Source organism: Limnohabitans parvus II-B4, from assembly GCF_003063455.1.
In the GTDB taxonomy this organism is placed as follows: Bacteria; Pseudomonadota; Gammaproteobacteria; order Burkholderiales; family Burkholderiaceae_C; genus Limnohabitans_A; species Limnohabitans_A parvus.
The window spans coordinates 162,800-179,924 of record NZ_NESN01000005.1; the positions used below are offsets into that span (position 1 = coordinate 162,800).

The window sequence follows — 17,125 nt, forward strand, 5'->3', positions numbered from 1 at the left end:
CCGCTTTTGTTTGCCTGTGGACACTTCTGCACCATGACGTCTGTTGCTTCCAGCCCCGAATCCGAACGGGGCTCACCCCGCTGGCAAGCACTGCTGGAACTGTTGTCGTCCATGCGGTTTGCGATCTCGCTGCTGACGGTCATTTGCATTGCCTCGGTCATTGGCACGGTGCTCAAACAAAACGAACCCGCCTCGAATTACGTCAACCAATTCGGGCCATTCTGGGCCGAATTCTTTGCGGCCATGAAGCTCAACTCGGTGTACAGCGCCTGGTGGTTCTTGCTGATTTTGGCGTTCCTGGTGCTGAGCACCAGTTTGTGCATTGCCCGCAACACCCCCAAGATCTTGGCCGATCTCAAAACTTACAAAGAAAACATCCGTGAGCAAAGTCTCAAGGCTTTTCACCACAAGGCAGAAGGCACGCTGCACGAAACGCCCGAAGCGGCGGCGAATCGCCTGGGGGCTTTGTTGGCTACGGGCGGCTGGAAGGTGAAGCTGCAATCGCGCGAGACCCCACAAGGCACCGGCTGGATGCTGGCGGCCAAGGCGGGGGCGGCCAACAAGCTGGGCTACATTGCCGCGCACTCGGCCATTGTGCTGGTGTGCGTGGGCGGCTTACTCGATGGCGATTTGATCGTGCGTGCCCAGATGTGGTTTGGCGGCAAGGCTGTTTACAGTGGTGGTGGCCTGATTGCTGATGTGCCTGCGCAGCACCGCCTGTCGGAGCGCAACCCCGCGTTTCGGGGCAACCTGATGGTGGCCGAAGACACGGCCTCTGCCACTGCCATCCTGAGCCAGTCCAGTGGCATCTTGTTGCAAGAGCTGCCCTTTGCCATTGAACTCAAGAAGTTCATTGTCGAGTACTACTCGACGGGCATGCCCAAGTTGTTTGCCAGCGACATCGTGATCCACGACAAAGCCACGGGCGAGAAAAAGGAAGCCCGCGTCGAGGTCAACCACCCGGTCAGCTTCAAGGGCATCGAAATTTACCAATCCAGCTTCGATGACGGTGGCTCCAGCGTCAAGTTGCAGGCCGTCCCCATGACGGCAGCCACCCGCGCTTTTGATGTGGATGGCACGGTTGGCGGCAGCACCGAGCTGACCAATGGCCCCGAAAAAATGAGCTTGGAGTTCACAGGCCTTCGCGTCATCAATGTGGAGAACATGTCGGGCAACGGCCCACAAGGACAGGGCGTCGATGTGCGCAAAGTCGATTTGCGCAGCGCCATTGACCAGCGCATGGGCGCGGGGCATAAGACCACCCAAACCAAAGAACTGCGCAATGTGGGCCCAAGCGTGAGCTACAAACTGCGCGATGCCGCGGGCCAGGCCCGTGAATACAACAATTACATGCTGCCTGTGGATGCAGGCGATGGGGTGCCCGTGTTTTTGCTGGGCATGCGCGCGAGTCCCGCTGAGCCTTACCGTTACCTGCGCCCCCCAGCCGATGAAAACGACAAACTGGACGGTTTTGTGCGTTTGCGCGCCGCCTTGGCAGACCCCGCGCTGCGTGAGCGTGCGGTTCAGCGCTACGCCCGCAAGGCGGTTGACCCGAAGCGGCCAGAGTTGACGCAGCAATTGGCCGGTTCGGCGGCCCGTGCTTTGGGCCTGTTTGCCGGACAGGAAGAGGTCAAAGGCAAAAAAGTGGCCGGCTTGCAGGCCTTGGCTGACTTTTTGGAAGCCAATGTGCCTGAGGCCGAGCGAGCCCGTGCGGGCGAGATGTTTGTGCGCATTTTGAATGGGGCCTTGCTGGACCTGGACGCCGTGGCGCGTGAGCAAGCAGGGGCCAAGCCATTGCCAGCAGACAAGGTGCAGGGCTTCATGTCGCAGGCGGTGCTGGCGCTGTCCGATGCGCCTTTCTATCCCGCGCCCATGACGTTTTTGCTGAAAGACTTCAAGCAGGTCCAGGCCAGTGTGTTCCAGGTGGCCAGAGCCCCGGGCAAAAATGTGGTCTATCTGGGTTGCTTTTTCCTGATCCTGGGTGTTTTTGCGATGCTCTATGTGCGCGAGCGGCGCTTGTGGGTGTGGCTGGCTCCACAAGCCAAGCAGCCAAGCGAGGGCACGCAGGTCACCTTGGCCCTGTCGTCTAATCGCAAAACCATTGACATGGACCGTGAATTTGACCAACTGAGTGCCCGTTTGCTGGGACGTCCCGAGAAAAACCAATGACGACTACTGTGACTTTGAACCCCGGTTACTTCTCTCGCCGCAGTGCCCTTGACTGGGGCTTTGCGGTGCTGGCGCTGCTGGGCATGCTGTTTGCCTTCAGCCGTTACAGCCAGGCGATGGACGTGTACGAGCAAGGCATTTTGGTGGCCAGTGTGCCGGCTGCCGTGGCATTGGCCTGGTTCTGGCGTCCCTTGCGCACCCTGATGCTGGTGGTGGCGGGCTTGTCCTTGTTCGCCATCAACGCCTACCAAGGCGATTTGGCCCAGGCCGAGCAGGTGTTCTGGCTCAAGTATTTTCTGTCCAGCCAATCTGCCATTTTGTGGATGAGCATGGTGTTTTTCATCAGCACCGTGTTTTACTGGGCGGGCATGTTCATTCGTGGGCAGGGCGACACCCTTGAAACTTTGGGCAGCCGCATGGCCTGGGTCGGCGTGGCTCTGGCCTTGATCGGCACCATGGTGCGCTGGTACGAGAGTTACTTGATCGGGGCCGATGTGGGCCATATCCCGGTGAGCAACCTGTACGAAGTGTTCGTCATGTTTTGCTGGATGACGGCGGGCTTTTACCTGTACTACGAAGACCATTACCGCACCCGCGCTTTGGGCGCTTTTGTCATGCTGGTGGTCAGCGCGGCGGTTGGCTTTTTGCTTTGGTACACCCTGGTGCGAGAGGCGCATGCCATTCAGCCTTTGGTACCCGCTCTCAAGAGCTGGTGGATGAAGCTGCATGTGCCCGCCAACTTCATTGGTTATGGCACTTTTGCGCTGGCGGCGATGGTGGCGTTTGCCTACCTGATCAAGCAAACAGCGGGTGAAACCCGGTGGTACAAGCTCGCACCCCTTTGGCTCTTGGGCATCGTCTTGTGCTTTGAGCCTGTGGTGTTCCGCAAGTCACCCACCGAAGGTGGCAGCGGCTATTGGATGGTTTATTTCGGCATTTCGGCCTTGATCGTCGCAGGCATTTTGTTCGGTCGCCGCCGCATTGCCGAGCGTCTGCCGTCTTTTGAAATCCTGGACGATGTGATGTACAAATCCATCGCCGTGGGTTTTGCCTTCTTCACCATCGCCACAGTGCTGGGTGCCTTGTGGGCGGCCGAGGCCTGGGGTGGCTACTGGAGCTGGGACCCGAAAGAGACCTGGGCCCTGATCGTTTGGCTCAACTACGCAGCCTGGTTGCACATGCGGCTCATGAAGGGCTTGCGTGGCACGGTGGCTGCCTGGTGGGCGCTGATGGGTTTGGTGGTGACGACCTTTGCCTTCCTGGGCGTCAACATGTTTCTGAGCGGCCTGCACAGCTACGGCACGCTGTGATGCACCTGGCCGACACTGCGTCCTATTGCATCAGGGCGCTGGCTGGCCGGTCAGGGTTTGGTCAATCACCGTCAGCATCTCCTGGGTGTTGAAGGGCTTCCACAAAAAGTGCACTGCGCCCAAACTGTTGGCGGCTTGTGTTTCATGGGCTTGGCTCTCTCCGCTCATGAAGATGACAGGAATGTCGTTGCCGCTTTCCTTGAGCTTGGCGTGCAACTCAAGACCACTCATGCCCGGCATGCGCACATCCAGCAGCATCACATGCGGCGCGTCAGAAGGTGGCGAGGCCAAATAAGCCGCACCGCCGTCATGGAGGCAAACGGTGTAACCCTGGCTTTCGAGGACCAAGGCCAGCATTCGACGGATGTCCGTGTTGTCATCCACCACATGGACCAGACCTGGTTTGCGCATTTTGAAACTGTATAAATTGCCAATTGTAATTTTTGCCGTGCAGGTTTGCACGGGTGCTGCAGCGTTGTCTTGACTTTCAGGTCACGGGTTCTGAGGGCCTCAACCACAACTCAATCCATGCGCCAGTTCCTGTGGGGGGCGATAAATTCCGCATGGCTGTGTGTCCTCCCCAAAGCCGGATCATGCTTTGCGTGAGCAACAAACCCAGTCCGGAGCCTTGGGCTTTGCTGGAGGCCACGGGCCCCGTCAGTTGCCGTAGCAATTCGTCGGGCAGACCGGGGCCGTTGTCCTGAATTTGCAAAACCACCCAGTTCTTGCCGTCTTTGGCCTGCTGTTGAAGCTCGATGGCGATGCCAGGGCGCAGCGGCTTCAGTTCGCTCAAGGCATCCATGGCATTGGCGACCAGGTTGAAGACGATCCGCTGCAGCATCACTTCGTTGGCTTGCACCGAACGGGTTGGGGGCAAGTGGCTGGAGAGCCGAATGTCGATGTTTCGCTGAGTGGCTTCGCCTTGCAAAATCGGGAAAACAGCTTGGATGGCTTTGTGCAAATCCACATCGTCCATTTGGTCTTGCCCCCGGATCATGAGGCGCCGCAAGCTGCTGACCATCTCACTGGCTTTGCCAGACAGCACCATCAGCTCGTCAATGCGGGGTTTGAGTTGAGGGGCTTCCTGTAGGGGCAAGAGTCGGCCTTGCAGGTCGTACAAGCCCAATTCCAACGCTTGCAGTGGCTGGCTGATGTCATGCACCAGCATGGCCGAAAAAGAAGACAGGCTGCTCAAGGCCGACACCCGGGCGTTGAGCATCAACAACTGGTCACGCTCTTTGACCAGTGTGCGCATGGCCTCGCTTTCTGCCATCGCTTCACGTTGACCTTGCTGCGCGTATTTTTTCTCTGCATTCGATTTTTCGAGAGAAAACCCCCAGTAACCGAAACAAATCAAGGCCATGGCGAGGATGGTGGACAAGGTGACCAGATTGCTGACCCATGAAAAAGAAAAAACATTCAAATACTCCAACTGGCCAGTGGATGCATATTGGGCAAGGCGGTTGAGGTAGGCGGCTGCATGGATGGCAAAAGCCCCTTGAATCATGACCAAACTCCGGCTGGGGAAAGTGCGCCTGAGTTGCCAGACCAGGCGAGACAGCACCACATTCAAGCCCAAAAAAACAGCCGAATAGACCAATACACCGGTGGTGGTCACATCGCCGGTTTCATACAGCCAGACCAAAAAGCCCGACCACACGGTCGTGGGGACTGCCATGAACGGCCAACGCCAAGGCTTCAGATTCAACTCACGCCGAAACGTCTCGATCATCAGCAGCCAGGAGGCGCAGGCGCCGGTCCACGCCACGACATACGACAGGTATTCCGACACCAAAGGCCGCAAAGCAATGGAACACACGGAGAGGCTGTAGACCGAGATGCTGACGAACCACAGCCGTGTCGTGTCATTGCGACGACCAGACAACAGCAACCAGGTGCCCAAGGGCAGGGCAATGTGGATGGCAATCACCACTTGGATCAGCAGGCCGATCGCAGGATGCATGGGGGCTCCTTGAGTGACAGACGTTGCTCGGGCGAAGGTCTTGGAAAAAGTTCAGAATACACAGCTATTTTCAGTCCAAACCAGGATCGCCCATGATCATTCAGTCAGACAAGTCGGGATTTCAGCACAGCATCAACAGCGAAATCACCCCTGAATCGGTCTACCAGACACGGCGCGACGTCATTCGCAATTTGGCCAGTGGCTCAGCGGGTTTGGCCTTGGCCGCTTGGGGCGTTCGGGAGGCCCATGCGCAAACGCCGCGTGCAGGCCAGTTGTCTGCGCTGGCCTCGGTGCCGTCGGCTGTGCCCGGTGCCTTGACCATGGACAAACTCACGGCCTACAAAGACGCCACCACGTACAACAACTTCTACGAGTTTGGCACCGACAAATCCGACCCGGCCAAACGTGCCCACACGCTGGTCACTCAGCCCTGGACGGTGGAGATCGAAGGCCTGGTCAAAAAGCCTGGGCGCGTGAATTTGGAAGACTTGATGAAGTGGGGCGCGATGGAGGAGCGCATTTACCGCCTGCGCTGCGTGGAAGGTTGGTCGATGGTGATTCCGTGGATCGGCTATTCGCTGGCCGATTTGATCCGCAAGGTGGAACCCCAGCCGGGTGCCAAGTTTGTGGAGTTCATCACCCAGGCGGACCCCAAGACCATGCCGGGTGTGCGCGGTGGCGCCCTGGACTGGCCTTATGTCGAAGCCCTGCGCATGGATGAAGCCATGCACCCCCTGACCTTGCTGGCCTTTGGCATGTATGGCGAAGTCATGCCCAAGCAAAACGGTGCGCCTTTGCGCTTGGTGGTGCCTTGGAAATACGGTTTCAAGAGCGGGAAAAGCCTGGTCAAGATCCGTTTCACCGACAAGCAGCCTGTGTCGTCGTGGGAAAAAGCCGCACCGCAAGAATACGGGTTTTATTCCAATGTGAACCCGAATGTGGACCACCCGCGCTGGAGCCAGGCGACCGAGCGGCGCATTGGTGAAGACGGCTTGCTGGCCAAAAAACGCAAAACGCTGATGTTCAATGGCTATGAAGCGCAAGTTGGTCAGCTGTATGCGGGCATGGATTTGAAGAAGTTCTTCTGATGTGTGCGGCTCAAGTCACCCACAGCGCAGTGGTCCTGACACAGGCCACAGCTTTGACCCGATGAGAGCGTGGCTGCGGCACCCCGCTGCTTGGTGGGTGATGTTGGTCGTGGGTCTGCTGCCCTTGGTGAGCTTGGTCATACAAACCGTGCAAGACCAGCTGGGGGCCAACCCTGCTGAAACCCTGATCCGAGCCTTGGGTGACTGGACGCTGCGCGGTTTGTGCCTGACCTTGGCCGTGACGCCTGTGCGCACGGTGATGGGCTGGCCCGAATTGCTGCGTTATCGGCGCATGCTGGGGGTGCTGACTTTTGGTTATGCCAGCTTGCACCTGTTGGGCTACGCGTGGTTTGACATGGGTTTTGAGTGGGCCGATATCGCCCGTGACATCGCCAAGCGGCCTTTCATTCTGGTGGGCTTTACCGCCTTCGTGGTCATGTCAGCGCTGGCCGCCACATCTTTCAACCGCGCCATCCGCTGGATGGGTGCCCAACGCTGGAAAGCGTTGCACCGAGCTGTGTATGCCGTGGCGGTGCTGGCCATCGTGCATTTTTGGTGGATGCGCTCGGGCAAACAGAACTTTGCCGAGGTGCTGGTCTATGCGGGCGTGCTGGCGAGCTTGCTCGGGTGGCGGGTCTGGCGAGGTTCGAGGCGGTGGTCAAACCAGTGATTTATCTATCAACGATAAACCCTTGATTTTTGAAAATATGGTTGTTTGATAAGGGTTTGGGTTAAAGTATCTATTAATGAATGATGCTAATTTGCCCCTTCAAACGGCTGTGCACCAGCTGCTGGCGAGGACGCCAGAGCTGACCGCTGCCCAATTGCAGGTGGCCACAGGCAAGAGCCAGCCCAGCATTTCGCTGGCACTCAAGGCTTTGGGGCTGGGGCAGCCGAACGGGGCGGTGCACCGCCTAGGGGCTGCACGCAGCTCGCGTTATGCACTGACACAAAGCATTCAGGGCTTGCCCGCCCGTCACGCGCTGCTGTGCAACGGGCCTGACGGGGTGCCACAGCACTTTGGTGAGTTGACTTACCTGAGCGGTGACAGGGTGCATGTGCGCAGTGGCACGCACGAGTGGTTGACGCAAGGCGGCCTGCCCTGGTTCCTGACGCCGCTGCAGCCCCAGGGCTTTTTGGGCCGTGAACTGGCCCGTTTGCGGCCCGACTTTCCGGCCGATCCCGAGCGCTGGTCATTGGCGCAGCTGCTCTACTTTGTGGTCAACCATGTGCGCGACCCGAGCGGGGCATTCGGGGTGGATGGCCCCGCCCTGTCGGTGCCTGGCGCTGTGCGCAGCGAGGCGCCAACTCTGGCCGATGCGTGTGATCGGTTGGCGGCACAGGCCGGCATCAGCCTGCCCGCAGGATCATCGGCGGCGGGTGAACAGCCAAAGTTTTTGCTGCGTGAACCCGACGGCACACGCTGGATCGTCAAGTTCAGCCCGCCGCGTGGTACGCCTTTTGGTGAGCGTTGGCACGCCTTGCTCCACCTTGAAAAATTGGCTTTGGATGTGTTGCAGGGTCATGGTGTGGCCTGTGCCGACACCCGGATGGTGGAAACGGCCACACGCACTTTCTTGCTGTCGAAGCGTTTTGACCGCAGTGCACTGTTTGGCTACCGCCATCTGGTGGCCGCTGCGGCCGTGCATGACCACTTTGTCCGTGCGCCGCGCCAGCACTGGGTGGGCACCTGCCGTGCGCTACAGGGGCAAGCCTTGCTGAGTCCGCAAGGCGTGGACACTGCGGCGCAGGCTTTTCTGTTTGGTCAGTTCATCGGCAACACCGACATGCACTTTGGCAACCTGTCATTTTTCGTGGACAACGTGGCCCGCCCCCGTTTTGAAGTGGCCCCGATCTACGACATGCTGCCCATGATGTGGCGCCCCAGCATCCACAGCGGCAGTCTGGATGCTGACCCCTTGCGCCAGCCCCCGGTTTTGGCCGGTTTCGCCGCCCAGGCCGATGCAGCGCGGGACTGGGCGGTGGATTACTGGCAGCGTGCTGCGGTCATGGACACCTTGGGGTCTGCCTTGCAGGCTGTATGCGGAGGCAATGCGCAGCGTTTGAAAACCCGGTTTGCCGGGCTGTGATGCAGCCAGATCAGACCAGCTGTTCCAGCGCAAAGGTGTCGAATGCCGATTCGCGCTGGCGGATCAGGTGGGCTTTTGTGCCGTCTACCAAAATTTCGGCAGCGCGACCCCGGGTGTTGTAGTTGCTGGCCATGCTCATGCAATAAGCACCGGCCGACAGCACGGCGAGCACGTCACCTGCTGCTACCTGCAGCTGGCGGTCTTTGCCGATCCAGTCGCCGCTTTCGCACACCGGGCCGACGATGTCGTACACGGTGCCATCCGCAGTGACAGAACCTGCGCGAGGGGTGACAGGCACGATCTGGTGAAAAGCCTGGTACATGGCTGGGCGGGGCAAATCGTTCATGGCCGCATCGACGATGCAGAAGTTCTTTTGCTCACCGGGTTTGAGGTACAGCACCTCGGTCAGGCACACGCCGGCATTGCCCACCAGCGAGCGGCCTGGCTCGATCATGATCTGGCGCTGACCGTAGCCACGTGCATCCAGCTTGGCCAGCAACTGTGCCCACAGCGCATCGGCTTCGGGCGGCGTGTCGCCGTTGTAGTTGATGCCCAGGCCGCCGCCAAAGTCGATGTGCTGAATCGGGATGCCTGCCGCCTCAATCTCACCTACTAAATCCAGCACGCGGTCCATCGCGTCCAGATAGGGTGTGGTTTCGGTGATTTGTGAGCCGATGTGGCAGTCGATGCCGACCACCTGCAGGCCGGGCAAGCTGGCGGCATGGCGGTAGGCGCGCAGGGCGTCTTCGTGGGCGATGCCGAATTTGTTACCCTTGAGCCCGGTCGAGATGTAGGGGTGGGTCTTCGCGTCCACGTTGGGGTTCACGCGCAAGCTGACCGATGCTTTCAGATTCAAGCTGACCGCCACTTCACTGAGCACATCGAGTTCGGCTTCGCTTTCCACGTTGAAGCAGCCGATGCCCACTTGCAGGGCTTGTTTCATCTCAGCGCGTGTTTTGCCCACGCCCGAAAAAATCACCTTGGCTGGGTCAGCGCCTGCCGCCAGCACGCGGGCCAGTTCGCCACCTGAGACGGTGTCAAAACCGCAACCGGCATCGGCAAAGACCTGCAGCACTGCCAAGGTGGAGTTGGCCTTCATGGCGTAGCAAATTTGGGCCTTGCGCCCGGCAAAGCCGCGCTGGTAGGCGGCCAGTGCCGACAACATGGCCGCTTTGGAATAGACAAAAAGCGGGGTGCCGTGCTCGCGGGCCAGGTCGGACAAGCGCACGCATTCGACCATGAGCTGATCGCCTTGGTAAGCAATGTGAGGTTGGCCTGGCAGGCCTTGGGGGGTGGCAATAGCGTTCATTTTGGGGCGGCAGCGGGTGCCTCGGGTGCAGTCAGGGGGGCTGTGGCAGGTGCACCAGCCGGTGCAGCCACGGGGGCATTCGTTTCGGTTGTTGTGCTGGGCGACACCGTGGGTGCATTGGATCCCGGTGAGGCCGGCCACAGCTTCAAGGTTTGAGGCAAGGTCGCTCGCCCGACAGACTCGGGTGTGCTGGGCAAAACCAGGGGGCCTTTTTGGCCGCAAGCAGTCAACATCGCCGCACCGCCAACAAGGGCATGCGCCGTGACTAGAATCTTCAATACCTTCAACATGCAGCGATTGTAATGACCGACCTTGAATTTCTGGACCAAGCTGAACGCCTGCTCGCGGGCGTGGAGATCAGCAGCGATCGCCTGAACGACGACACCGACGCCGACATCGACAACCAGCGCACCGGTGGCATGGTCACGCTCACTTTTCCCAACCGCAGCCAGATTGTGATCAACCTGCAAAAGCCCTTGCACGAGGTGTGGTTGGCGGCCCGGTGTGGTGGGTTTCATTACAAGTTTGATGGCACGCACTGGATGGACACCAAGGGGCAGGGTGAGTTTTGGGAAAGTCTGTCGCGTTATGCCTCGGAACAAGCCGGGCAAAGTTTGTTGTTCAAGCCCTGAGAGCCGGTGGGGGCACAAGGCTGCTGCCTTGTGCCTGCGGTGGGCCATGGGCCCACCTTCAGTTTCTGAACAAATCCAGAATCCGGTTGCGCTCTTCAGTGGGTGGCGTTGCAGGCGGGGCTTTGCCCGAAGCCGCGTTGCCTGTGCCCAAGGTGCTGATGCCGCCACCCTTGGCGTACTCCTCGTACAGCCAGTCACCGCCGACGCTCACCAGGCCCTCCGGGACCGGTGGCTCTGAAACAGGAACGCCGCGCAGCGCCGTTTCCATGAAACTGATCCACACGGGCAGGCTCAAGCCGCCACCTGTTTCGCGGTCACCCAGTTTGCGTGGTGTGTCGTAGCCAATCCAGACCACGGCAGCCAATTGGTGCTGGTAGCCCGCAAACCATGCGTCCATCGCGTCGTTGGTGGTGCCGGTTTTGCCATAAATGTCAGGGCGTCGAAGCGTGGCTTGTGCGCGTGCAGCCGTGCCTGAACGCGTGACCTCTTGCAGCAGACTGGTCATGACAAAAGCATTGCGGGCCGGGATGGCCGAGGATGCCTCGTCCGGTTGGATGGGGGCAGGGCTTTCCACCAGCACCCGCTCTTTGAAGTCGGTGATGCGGGTGATCAAGTGGGGTTGAACCCGATAGCCGCCATTGGCAAACACCGAGTAACCGGTGGCCATTTGCATGGGGGTGACCGAGCCGGCACCCAGCGCCATCGTCAGGTAAGCGGGGTGCTTGTCTTCGTCAAAGCCAAACCGGGTGACCCACTCCTGTGCGGGGCGGGCACCGACCGCCTGCAAGACCCGGATCGAGATCATGTTTTTCGATTTGGCCAAACCGGTGCGCAGGCTCATGGGGCCGTCAAACTTGCCGTCGTAGTTTTTGGGCTCCCAAGGTTGCCCGCCAGTGACGCCACTGTCGAAGAACAAAGGTGAATCGTTGACCACGGTGGCCGGGGTGAATCCCTTCTCCAGCGCAGCTGAATAAATGAAGGGTTTGAAGCTGGAGCCCGGTTGACGCCAAGCCTGTGTCACGTGGTTGAACTTGTTTTTGGCAAAGTCAAAGCCGCCCACCAAGGCCCGGATGGCACCTGTTTGGGGGGTGAGTGCGACAAAGGCCCCTTCTACTTCGGGCAATTGGGTGATTTCCCAGGCCCCTTTGGGTGTCTGCGTGATGCGGATCAGGGCACCATTGCGAACCTGTTTGGCCGACGGTGTCTTGTCAGACAGACCCGATTGCGCTGGTTTGAGGCCGTCGCCCGTGATGCTGATTTGCTCACCGTTTTGACGAACCACCACCACTTTGCGGGGCGAGGCTTCCAGCACCACGGCAGACAGCACATCGCCGTTGTCCGGATGGTCTTCCAATGCGTCATCGATCGCGTCTTCCATTTTCTTGGGGTCGGCGGGCAGGTCGATGAATTTTTCGGGGCCACGGTAAATCTGGCGGCGCTCAAAATCCATGATGCCCTGGCGCAAGGCTTTATAGGCGGCCATTTGCTCGGTCGATTGCACGGTGGTGTACACGTTCAGGCCCCGGGTGTAGGTTTCCTGGCCATACTGGGCAAAGACCATCTGCCGGACGGTTTCGGCCACGTATTCGGCGTGCAGGATCTTCTTGTCGGCCGCAGACCTCAGTTTGAGGGGTTCGGCTTTGGCCTGTTTGGCTTGGGCGGTGGTGATGTAGCCGTTTTCCTCCATCCGCTCGATGATGTAGAGCTGACGTGAGCGGGCGCGTTTGGGGTTGCTGATCGGGTTGTAGGCCGAAGGCGCTTTGGGCAAGCCTGCCAGCATGGCCGCTTCGGCGATGGTGATTTCCTTGAGCGGTTTGCCAAAGTAGATTTCGCAGGCGGAGGCAAAGCCATAGGCCCGGTTGCCCAGGAAAATCTGGTTCATGTAGATCTCAAGGATCTGGTCCTTGCTCAACATGTGTTCGAGTTTGTAGGTCAGCAAAATTTCATAAATTTTGCGGGTGTATGTTTTCTCGGATGACAGGTAAACGTTGCGTGCCACCTGCATGGTGATGGTCGAAGCGCCCTGGCTTTTCATGCGGCCCACGTTGGCAACGCCTGCACGCAAGATGCCCAGATAGTCCACGCCACCGTGTTGGTAAAAGCGGTTGTCCTCGATGGACAGCACCGCGTCTTTCATCACTTTCGGGATGTCTTGGATCGGGGTCAGATTGCGACGCTCTTCGCCGAATTCGCCCATCAATTGGCCGTCTGCGGTGTAGACGCGCAAAGGCAGCTTGGGCTTGTAATCGGCCAAGTCTGAAATGTCGGGCAGGTTGGGGTAAGCGATGACCATGGCCACGCCCACCACCATGAGGATGGACAGCAGCCCGGCGGCCATGAGGCCCAGTGCCCACAAAGCCACTTTCACCAACCATGCGGTGGGGGTGGACGCTGGGGCAACCTCTCTGGGGCGTTGCTTTTCTGGAGAGGGGGTGTCTTTGGATGGCATAGGTGGGCTGGTGGTGCAGCCAACAAGGTGCGGGCTGCCAAGCATTATAAAAATCCTGGGCTGGGCCTACAGAGGTTTTAAAAGACTTTTTGAATTATTTGGTTTTCAAAAAATTGTCATCAACGCTGATTCATGTTACAAAACCGCTCTCGGAGGACCATTCAGGTCACTTCCCAGGGGAGGCACGGCATGCAGGAATTGGCGCATTGGTGGCGGCGGTTGACTTCCCGGTCGGCCCGTCAGGCCTGGGGTTTGGCCCCACATGGAATGGCCTGGGCTTTGGTGGGCTTGACCCGGCAAAGCCATGGCTTGGCCAAAGTGCATACCTCGGTGTCTTTGCAGGCACCCACTGGTTTTGGCTTTGCCGACCTGGCTTGGTTGAGCCAGGCCTTACGCCACAACGGGCGTTTGCGAGGCGGGGCTCGGCACCGTTTGAACATGGCCTTGCCTGCTGCCCATTTGCAGGAGGGGGTCATCGACTTCCCGGCGCAGATGCCGCAAGAAGACTGGGTTTATGAGGTGCAGTTGGAGGTTTCTCAGGCGCTTCAGCTGTCTCCCGATGAGGTGAATTTTGACTTTGAGCCCGCCCCGTTGACCGATGGCCTCGTGCAGCGGGTGCACTGGATCGGCTGCGCCCAAGCGCACATGGTGGATTTCAAGGACTGCACACGGGCTGCAGGTTGGCGCTTGGCTGCAGTCGAGTCTGAAGCCCAGGCTGCCCAGCGTGGCGTTCGCGCATTGCAAGGTGGCGTCTCCAGTTTGTTGACCCAGGCACCACAAGACTGGCAGTTCCGCTTGGCGACGCCGACTGGTTTGACGGGCGAAGGCTCACCCGATTCGGACGATGCGATCGATGAGGCCATCCGGCAAGTCCTGAGCACGCCGACAGGCTCCCGCTTGGTGGCATCCGGCCTGGCACTGAAGGCTTGGCAGTGATGCGTGCGCTCAACTTGCTCCATTACCCGAGTCTGGCTCGGCAGCAAAAGGTTTTTCATCGGTGGTGGAGCAGCTTGGCCGGGCTGCTCTTGGGAGGGGTCATGGCCTGGGGATGGCTGCAATGGCAAGACCTTCAGACCGCACGGCTTCAGCAAGAGCAAAGCCTTTTGCAGGCGAGCTTGGCCACACGAACGCAGCTGGCCAAAGAAGCCATGCGTCGCCAAACCCAATCGCGCTTGCTGACGGAGCAGATGGCGCATTTGAAGCAGGTCGTGCAACACCAGCAGGCATGGGCAGCTTTGCATGAGAGCTTGCAAGCAGAGGCCCAGCAAAGTGACTTGAGACTGGAGCGCTTGCAGGCCGAGGCCGAAAAAATCGAGCTTCACGGCACGAGCGCTCATGTGGACACGATCACCCATGCCCAGCAAAGACTGTCCGATCAGCTGGACCATCCTTTGGCGCTGGCGAGCATCACGACGGCACCGAATGAGGGGGTGAGCTTCGTCTGGCAGGCCGCGTGGCCAGCGGTGCACGGTGCTTCGGTGGCACCGTTGCCACGCGCACCAGGACCGAAACCATGAAGCCGGACAGCCACTCGGGATACCCTGTGGGCGAACTGTCGGGGGTCGCAGTGCGCTGGCCACACCTGCAGCGCTTGTTTGAGCGCTGGCTGCGCCGATGGGGTTTTGCGATCTCGGGTTGGGTGGTGGGTTTGTCGGGCGTCTGGCTGGTGCAGGCGCAGGTCAGCGAAGACCATGCAAGCGCCTTGCACTCGGTCGCGCAATTGCAGCAGCAACTGGCGGCTTTGCCTGCAGGCTTGTCGGGCAGCCCTGAAAAGCCATGGGCCACCGATCAGCAGAACATGCTCACGAGTCTGCCTGTGCAGGCGCGGCAAGGGCAAATTTGGATTGATTTGCAACAGGCCTTGACGGCGGGCGGCTTGCATCTGCTGTCTTTGCGCCCGCTGCCAACCACCTTGGCGGAGGGCCGCGCTGCACGCTTGGCCAGCCAGGCGGTGGCGGTGCGTTTGCAGGGTCGTTTTGAGGATTGGTCCCGTGTTTGGACCGCCTTCACCCAAGCCGGACCGGTGTGTTCGATCGACCGGATCAGCTTGGCTGCAACGGCCCACCCGGAAGAGGTCCAGATCGATGCGGTGTTGCGGGTTTGGCTGCGCCCTGGCGATGTGGGCCTGCAGGCACAAGCGCAGCCTGAGGGGGCTTGGGACCGGCTCACTTTGCCTGAGCCGCGCCAGTTGGTGCGTTCGGGGACGACCTTGTTTGCCCAGGCCAGGCCGGTGGGATCGCCCTTCGGTGGGGATGCCGTGCGCCTTGCCGAATCGACGGATACCAGTGCCACAGGCGCGTCGGGTGCGACTTCCGGAGCCGCTGTTGCCGAGATCGTGCAGGGTGCTGACTCTTTGCCTGAAGACCCTCGGCAGTGGCCTTTGGCCCGTGTGCGTCTGGCGGGGCTCTGGCAGCAAGGGGCCGATCGGCAAGCGATTTTGTCAGCGGGGCCGCATTGGGTCAGGGTGCGCCAGGGTCAACGGGTCACACAAGAAGGACACCGGGTCGCTGCCATCACCGATGCGGGCGTCAGCTTGCGCTTGGCGCAGGGGCCGATGTTGGCGCTGAGCTGGGGTGAACGGCGGGACGAACCAAAAGACGGGACCAGGCGATGATGAGCTTCCAAAAATGTGGGGTGTACGGGTGCGGGTGTCTGCTGGGCTTCGGCCTTGCGCTCTCGTCATGGGCGCAATCTGCCGACAAGCCTTCGCCACAAGCCCCCTTGGTGGGCGAGGCAGCGCTCAACGCAGGGCCAGGTTCGGGCCTGGTCGTTCCAACGCCGGACAACAAGCCGATCAGCTTGAACTTTCAGAACATCGATGTGAGAGCTTTGCTGCAGATGTTTGCTGATTTTTCTGGCTTGAATGTGGTGCCCACTGAGGGTGTGGTGGGGCCAGTGAGTGTGCGCCTGAACGAGGTGCCGTGGCAACAGGCCTTGGGCATCGTTTTGCAATCGAAAGGACTGGTCTCCCGCCAAGAGGGGCGTGTGCTCTGGGTCGCGCCGCAAGGTGAATGGGCCTTGCGCGAGAAAAAACAGCTGGATGCCCAGGCTGCTTTGGACGCGGTGAGTCCCCTGCACATGCTGTCCTTGCGCTTGCAATATGCCCGGGCCACCGAAGTGGCCCAGCGTTTGCAAGGCGGTGCAGCAGGCAGCACTGGGGGGCGTTGGTTGAGTGCGCGTGGCAGTGTGTTGGCCGAGCCCAGAACCAACCAACTCTTTGTTTCAGACTTGCCCGCACGTTTGTTGGACCTGGAGAAAATGTTGGCGCAGCTGGATGTGCCGGTGCGGCAGATCCTGATCGAGGCTCGCATTGTGGAGGCCGATGACCAGTTCGGCCAGTCCTTGGGTGTGCGCCTGGGGGCGGGTTTGGCCATTCCTCTGAAAGTGCAGGGTCGATCGAACACGCTGAGCGTGGGGGCGACCAACCAGTCTGCCGCAGCAGGTTCGGTGGTGGGCAATCAGGTCAACTTGCCTGCGGGCTCGGCCGGTCAAACGCTCAACACCCCGGCCACATTTGCCGTCTCACTGTTCAATGCTGCTGCTGACCGGTTCATCAATGTGGAGATTTCTGCCCTGGAGGCGGCGGGACTGGGCAAGGTGGTCTCGCGCCCCCGAGTGGTGACTGCTGACCAGACCAAGGCCTTGATCGAGCAGGGCACCGAGTTGCCCTATCAAACTGCCGCAGGCAACGGGGTGACCGTGATTTCATTCCGCAAAGCCAACCTCAAGCTGGAGGTGACCCCCCAAATCACCCCCGACGGTTCGGTTGTGCTTGATGTGGACGTGAACCGCGACAGTGTGGGCCAAATCACCCCGGCCGGTTACGCCATCAACACCAAGCATGTGAAGACCCAGGTGCGGGTGGAAGACGGTGGCACTGTGGTGCTGGGCGGCATCTACGAAGAAACCAACCGCAACGACGAAGCCAAAGTCCCCGGTTTGGGGGATGTGCCGGGTTTGGGCTGGTTGTTCAAGAACCGCGACCAGACCCGGCGCAAAAGCGAGTTGCTGATTTTTCTGACGCCCCGGGTGGTGGCCGATGGCACTGCCACCCTTCCTCCCTGAGGCCGGGTGCTCTTGAACCTTTGACCCACCTGTGAGCAAATGGCAGGGCG

General features: G+C 59.9%; 15 protein-coding genes. 10 read left to right on the forward strand and 5 right to left on the reverse strand.

Annotated elements, in window-relative coordinates:
- The first annotated feature begins 33 nt into the window (after nucleotides 1-33).
- Together B9Z37_RS13115 and ccsB are read left to right on the forward strand one after the other, a co-directional pair.
- A complete protein-coding gene (locus tag B9Z37_RS13115) occupies nucleotides 34-2,169 on the forward strand; it encodes a cytochrome c biogenesis protein ResB (RefSeq protein ID WP_108313470.1) in 2,136 nt (711 codons plus the stop codon).
- Nucleotides 2,166-3,479, forward strand: coding sequence for a c-type cytochrome biogenesis protein CcsB (gene ccsB, locus B9Z37_RS13120; protein ID WP_108313471.1), 1,314 nt, complete (start codon nucleotides 2,166-2,168; stop codon nucleotides 3,477-3,479). The genes B9Z37_RS13115 and ccsB overlap by 4 nt, the downstream gene beginning before the upstream one ends.
- A gap of 30 nt (nucleotides 3,480-3,509) precedes the next feature.
- On the opposite strand, the gene B9Z37_RS13125 is transcribed toward ccsB, so the two are convergent.
- A complete protein-coding gene (locus B9Z37_RS13125; protein ID WP_108313472.1) occupies nucleotides 3,510-3,890 on the reverse strand; it encodes a response regulator transcription factor in 381 nt (126 codons plus the stop codon).
- A gap of 76 nt (nucleotides 3,891-3,966) precedes the next feature.
- Nucleotides 3,967-5,442: a sensor histidine kinase gene (locus B9Z37_RS13130; RefSeq protein WP_108313473.1), complete on the reverse strand. Its 1,476-nt coding sequence runs from the start codon at nucleotides 5,440-5,442 to the stop codon at nucleotides 3,967-3,969.
- A gap of 92 nt (nucleotides 5,443-5,534) precedes the next feature.
- Between B9Z37_RS13130 and msrP the strand changes: the two genes are divergently transcribed.
- From msrP to B9Z37_RS13145, 3 genes are all read left to right on the forward strand, one after another.
- Complete coding sequence (gene msrP, locus B9Z37_RS13135; RefSeq protein WP_108313474.1) at nucleotides 5,535-6,530, forward strand: protein-methionine-sulfoxide reductase catalytic subunit MsrP; 996 nt, start codon at nucleotides 5,535-5,537, stop codon at nucleotides 6,528-6,530.
- Between the two features lie 61 nt (nucleotides 6,531-6,591).
- Nucleotides 6,592-7,200, forward strand: coding sequence for a protein-methionine-sulfoxide reductase heme-binding subunit MsrQ (locus tag B9Z37_RS13140; protein ID WP_108313475.1), 609 nt, complete (start codon nucleotides 6,592-6,594; stop codon nucleotides 7,198-7,200).
- 91 nt (nucleotides 7,201-7,291) lie between these two features.
- Nucleotides 7,292-8,620 carry a HipA domain-containing protein gene (locus B9Z37_RS13145; protein WP_205872596.1) on the forward strand — a complete coding sequence of 443 codons (1,329 nt, stop codon included), beginning with the start codon at nucleotides 7,292-7,294 and terminating at the stop codon, nucleotides 8,618-8,620.
- Nucleotides 8,621-8,630: 10 nt separating this feature from the next.
- On the opposite strand, the gene lysA is transcribed toward B9Z37_RS13145, so the two are convergent.
- Entirely contained in the window at nucleotides 8,631-9,929 is a 1,299-nt protein-coding gene (gene lysA, locus B9Z37_RS13150; protein ID WP_108313477.1) for a diaminopimelate decarboxylase, read from the reverse strand.
- Nucleotides 9,926-10,219 (reverse strand): LPS translocon maturation chaperone LptM, encoded by a 294-nt coding sequence (lptM, locus tag B9Z37_RS14785; RefSeq protein WP_108313478.1) that lies wholly within the window; start codon nucleotides 10,217-10,219, stop codon nucleotides 9,926-9,928. The genes lysA and lptM overlap by 4 nt, the downstream gene beginning before the upstream one ends.
- Before the next feature lie 12 nt (nucleotides 10,220-10,231).
- On the opposite strand from lptM, the gene cyaY reads away from it, so the two are divergent.
- A complete protein-coding gene (gene cyaY / locus B9Z37_RS13160) occupies nucleotides 10,232-10,561 on the forward strand; it encodes an iron donor protein CyaY (RefSeq protein WP_108313479.1) in 330 nt (109 codons plus the stop codon).
- Nucleotides 10,562-10,619: 58 nt separating this feature from the next.
- Here the strand turns inward: cyaY and B9Z37_RS13165 are convergent, their stop codons facing one another.
- A complete protein-coding gene (locus tag B9Z37_RS13165; RefSeq protein WP_407067240.1) occupies nucleotides 10,620-13,010 on the reverse strand; it encodes a penicillin-binding protein 1A in 2,391 nt (796 codons plus the stop codon).
- A 189-nt stretch (nucleotides 13,011-13,199) separates the two neighbouring features.
- On the opposite strand from B9Z37_RS13165, the gene B9Z37_RS13170 reads away from it, so the two are divergent.
- The 4 genes from B9Z37_RS13170 to B9Z37_RS13185 are packed head-to-tail and all read left to right on the forward strand — an operon-like array spanning nucleotide 13,200 to nucleotide 17,075.
- Nucleotides 13,200-13,946 (forward strand): hypothetical protein, encoded by a 747-nt coding sequence (locus tag B9Z37_RS13170; RefSeq protein ID WP_146179741.1) that lies wholly within the window; start codon nucleotides 13,200-13,202, stop codon nucleotides 13,944-13,946.
- Nucleotides 13,946-14,527 (forward strand): hypothetical protein, encoded by a 582-nt coding sequence (locus B9Z37_RS13175; RefSeq protein ID WP_108313481.1) that lies wholly within the window; start codon nucleotides 13,946-13,948, stop codon nucleotides 14,525-14,527. Before B9Z37_RS13170 ends, B9Z37_RS13175 begins: the two co-directional genes overlap by 1 nt.
- On the forward strand, nucleotides 14,524-15,624 hold the full coding sequence (locus tag B9Z37_RS13180) for a hypothetical protein (RefSeq protein ID WP_108313482.1): 1,101 nt from the start codon (nucleotides 14,524-14,526) through the stop codon (nucleotides 15,622-15,624). Before B9Z37_RS13175 ends, B9Z37_RS13180 begins: the two co-directional genes overlap by 4 nt.
- Nucleotides 15,624-17,075, forward strand: coding sequence for a type IV pilus secretin PilQ (locus tag B9Z37_RS13185; RefSeq protein ID WP_240606728.1), 1,452 nt, complete (start codon nucleotides 15,624-15,626; stop codon nucleotides 17,073-17,075). Before B9Z37_RS13180 ends, B9Z37_RS13185 begins: the two co-directional genes overlap by 1 nt.
- Nucleotides 17,076-17,125: the final 50 nt, after the last annotated feature.

Coding starts and splice junctions, on each gene's coding strand:
- msrP (WP_108313474.1), top strand. CDS start 5,535: ATGATCATTCAGTCAGACAAGTCGGGATTTCAGCACAGCATCAACAGC.
- B9Z37_RS13180 (WP_108313482.1), top strand. CDS start 14,524: ATGAAGCCGGACAGCCACTCGGGATACCCTGTGGGCGAACTGTCGGGG.
- B9Z37_RS13165 (WP_407067240.1), bottom strand. CDS start 13,010: ATGCCATCCAAAGACACCCCCTCTCCAGAAAAGCAACGCCCCAGAGAG.
- B9Z37_RS13175 (WP_108313481.1), top strand. CDS start 13,946: ATGCGTGCGCTCAACTTGCTCCATTACCCGAGTCTGGCTCGGCAGCAA.
- ccsB (WP_108313471.1), top strand. CDS start 2,166: ATGACGACTACTGTGACTTTGAACCCCGGTTACTTCTCTCGCCGCAGT.
- B9Z37_RS13140 (WP_108313475.1), top strand. CDS start 6,592: ATGAGAGCGTGGCTGCGGCACCCCGCTGCTTGGTGGGTGATGTTGGTC.
- cyaY (WP_108313479.1), top strand. CDS start 10,232: ATGACCGACCTTGAATTTCTGGACCAAGCTGAACGCCTGCTCGCGGGC.
- B9Z37_RS13115 (WP_108313470.1), top strand. CDS start 34: ATGACGTCTGTTGCTTCCAGCCCCGAATCCGAACGGGGCTCACCCCGC.
- B9Z37_RS13185 (WP_240606728.1), top strand. CDS start 15,624: ATGAGCTTCCAAAAATGTGGGGTGTACGGGTGCGGGTGTCTGCTGGGC.
- lptM (WP_108313478.1), bottom strand. CDS start 10,219: ATGTTGAAGGTATTGAAGATTCTAGTCACGGCGCATGCCCTTGTTGGC.
- lysA (WP_108313477.1), bottom strand. CDS start 9,929: ATGAACGCTATTGCCACCCCCCAAGGCCTGCCAGGCCAACCTCACATT.
- B9Z37_RS13130 (WP_108313473.1), bottom strand. CDS start 5,442: ATGCATCCTGCGATCGGCCTGCTGATCCAAGTGGTGATTGCCATCCAC.
- B9Z37_RS13125 (WP_108313472.1), bottom strand. CDS start 3,890: ATGCGCAAACCAGGTCTGGTCCATGTGGTGGATGACAACACGGACATC.
- B9Z37_RS13170 (WP_146179741.1), top strand. CDS start 13,200: ATGCAGGAATTGGCGCATTGGTGGCGGCGGTTGACTTCCCGGTCGGCC.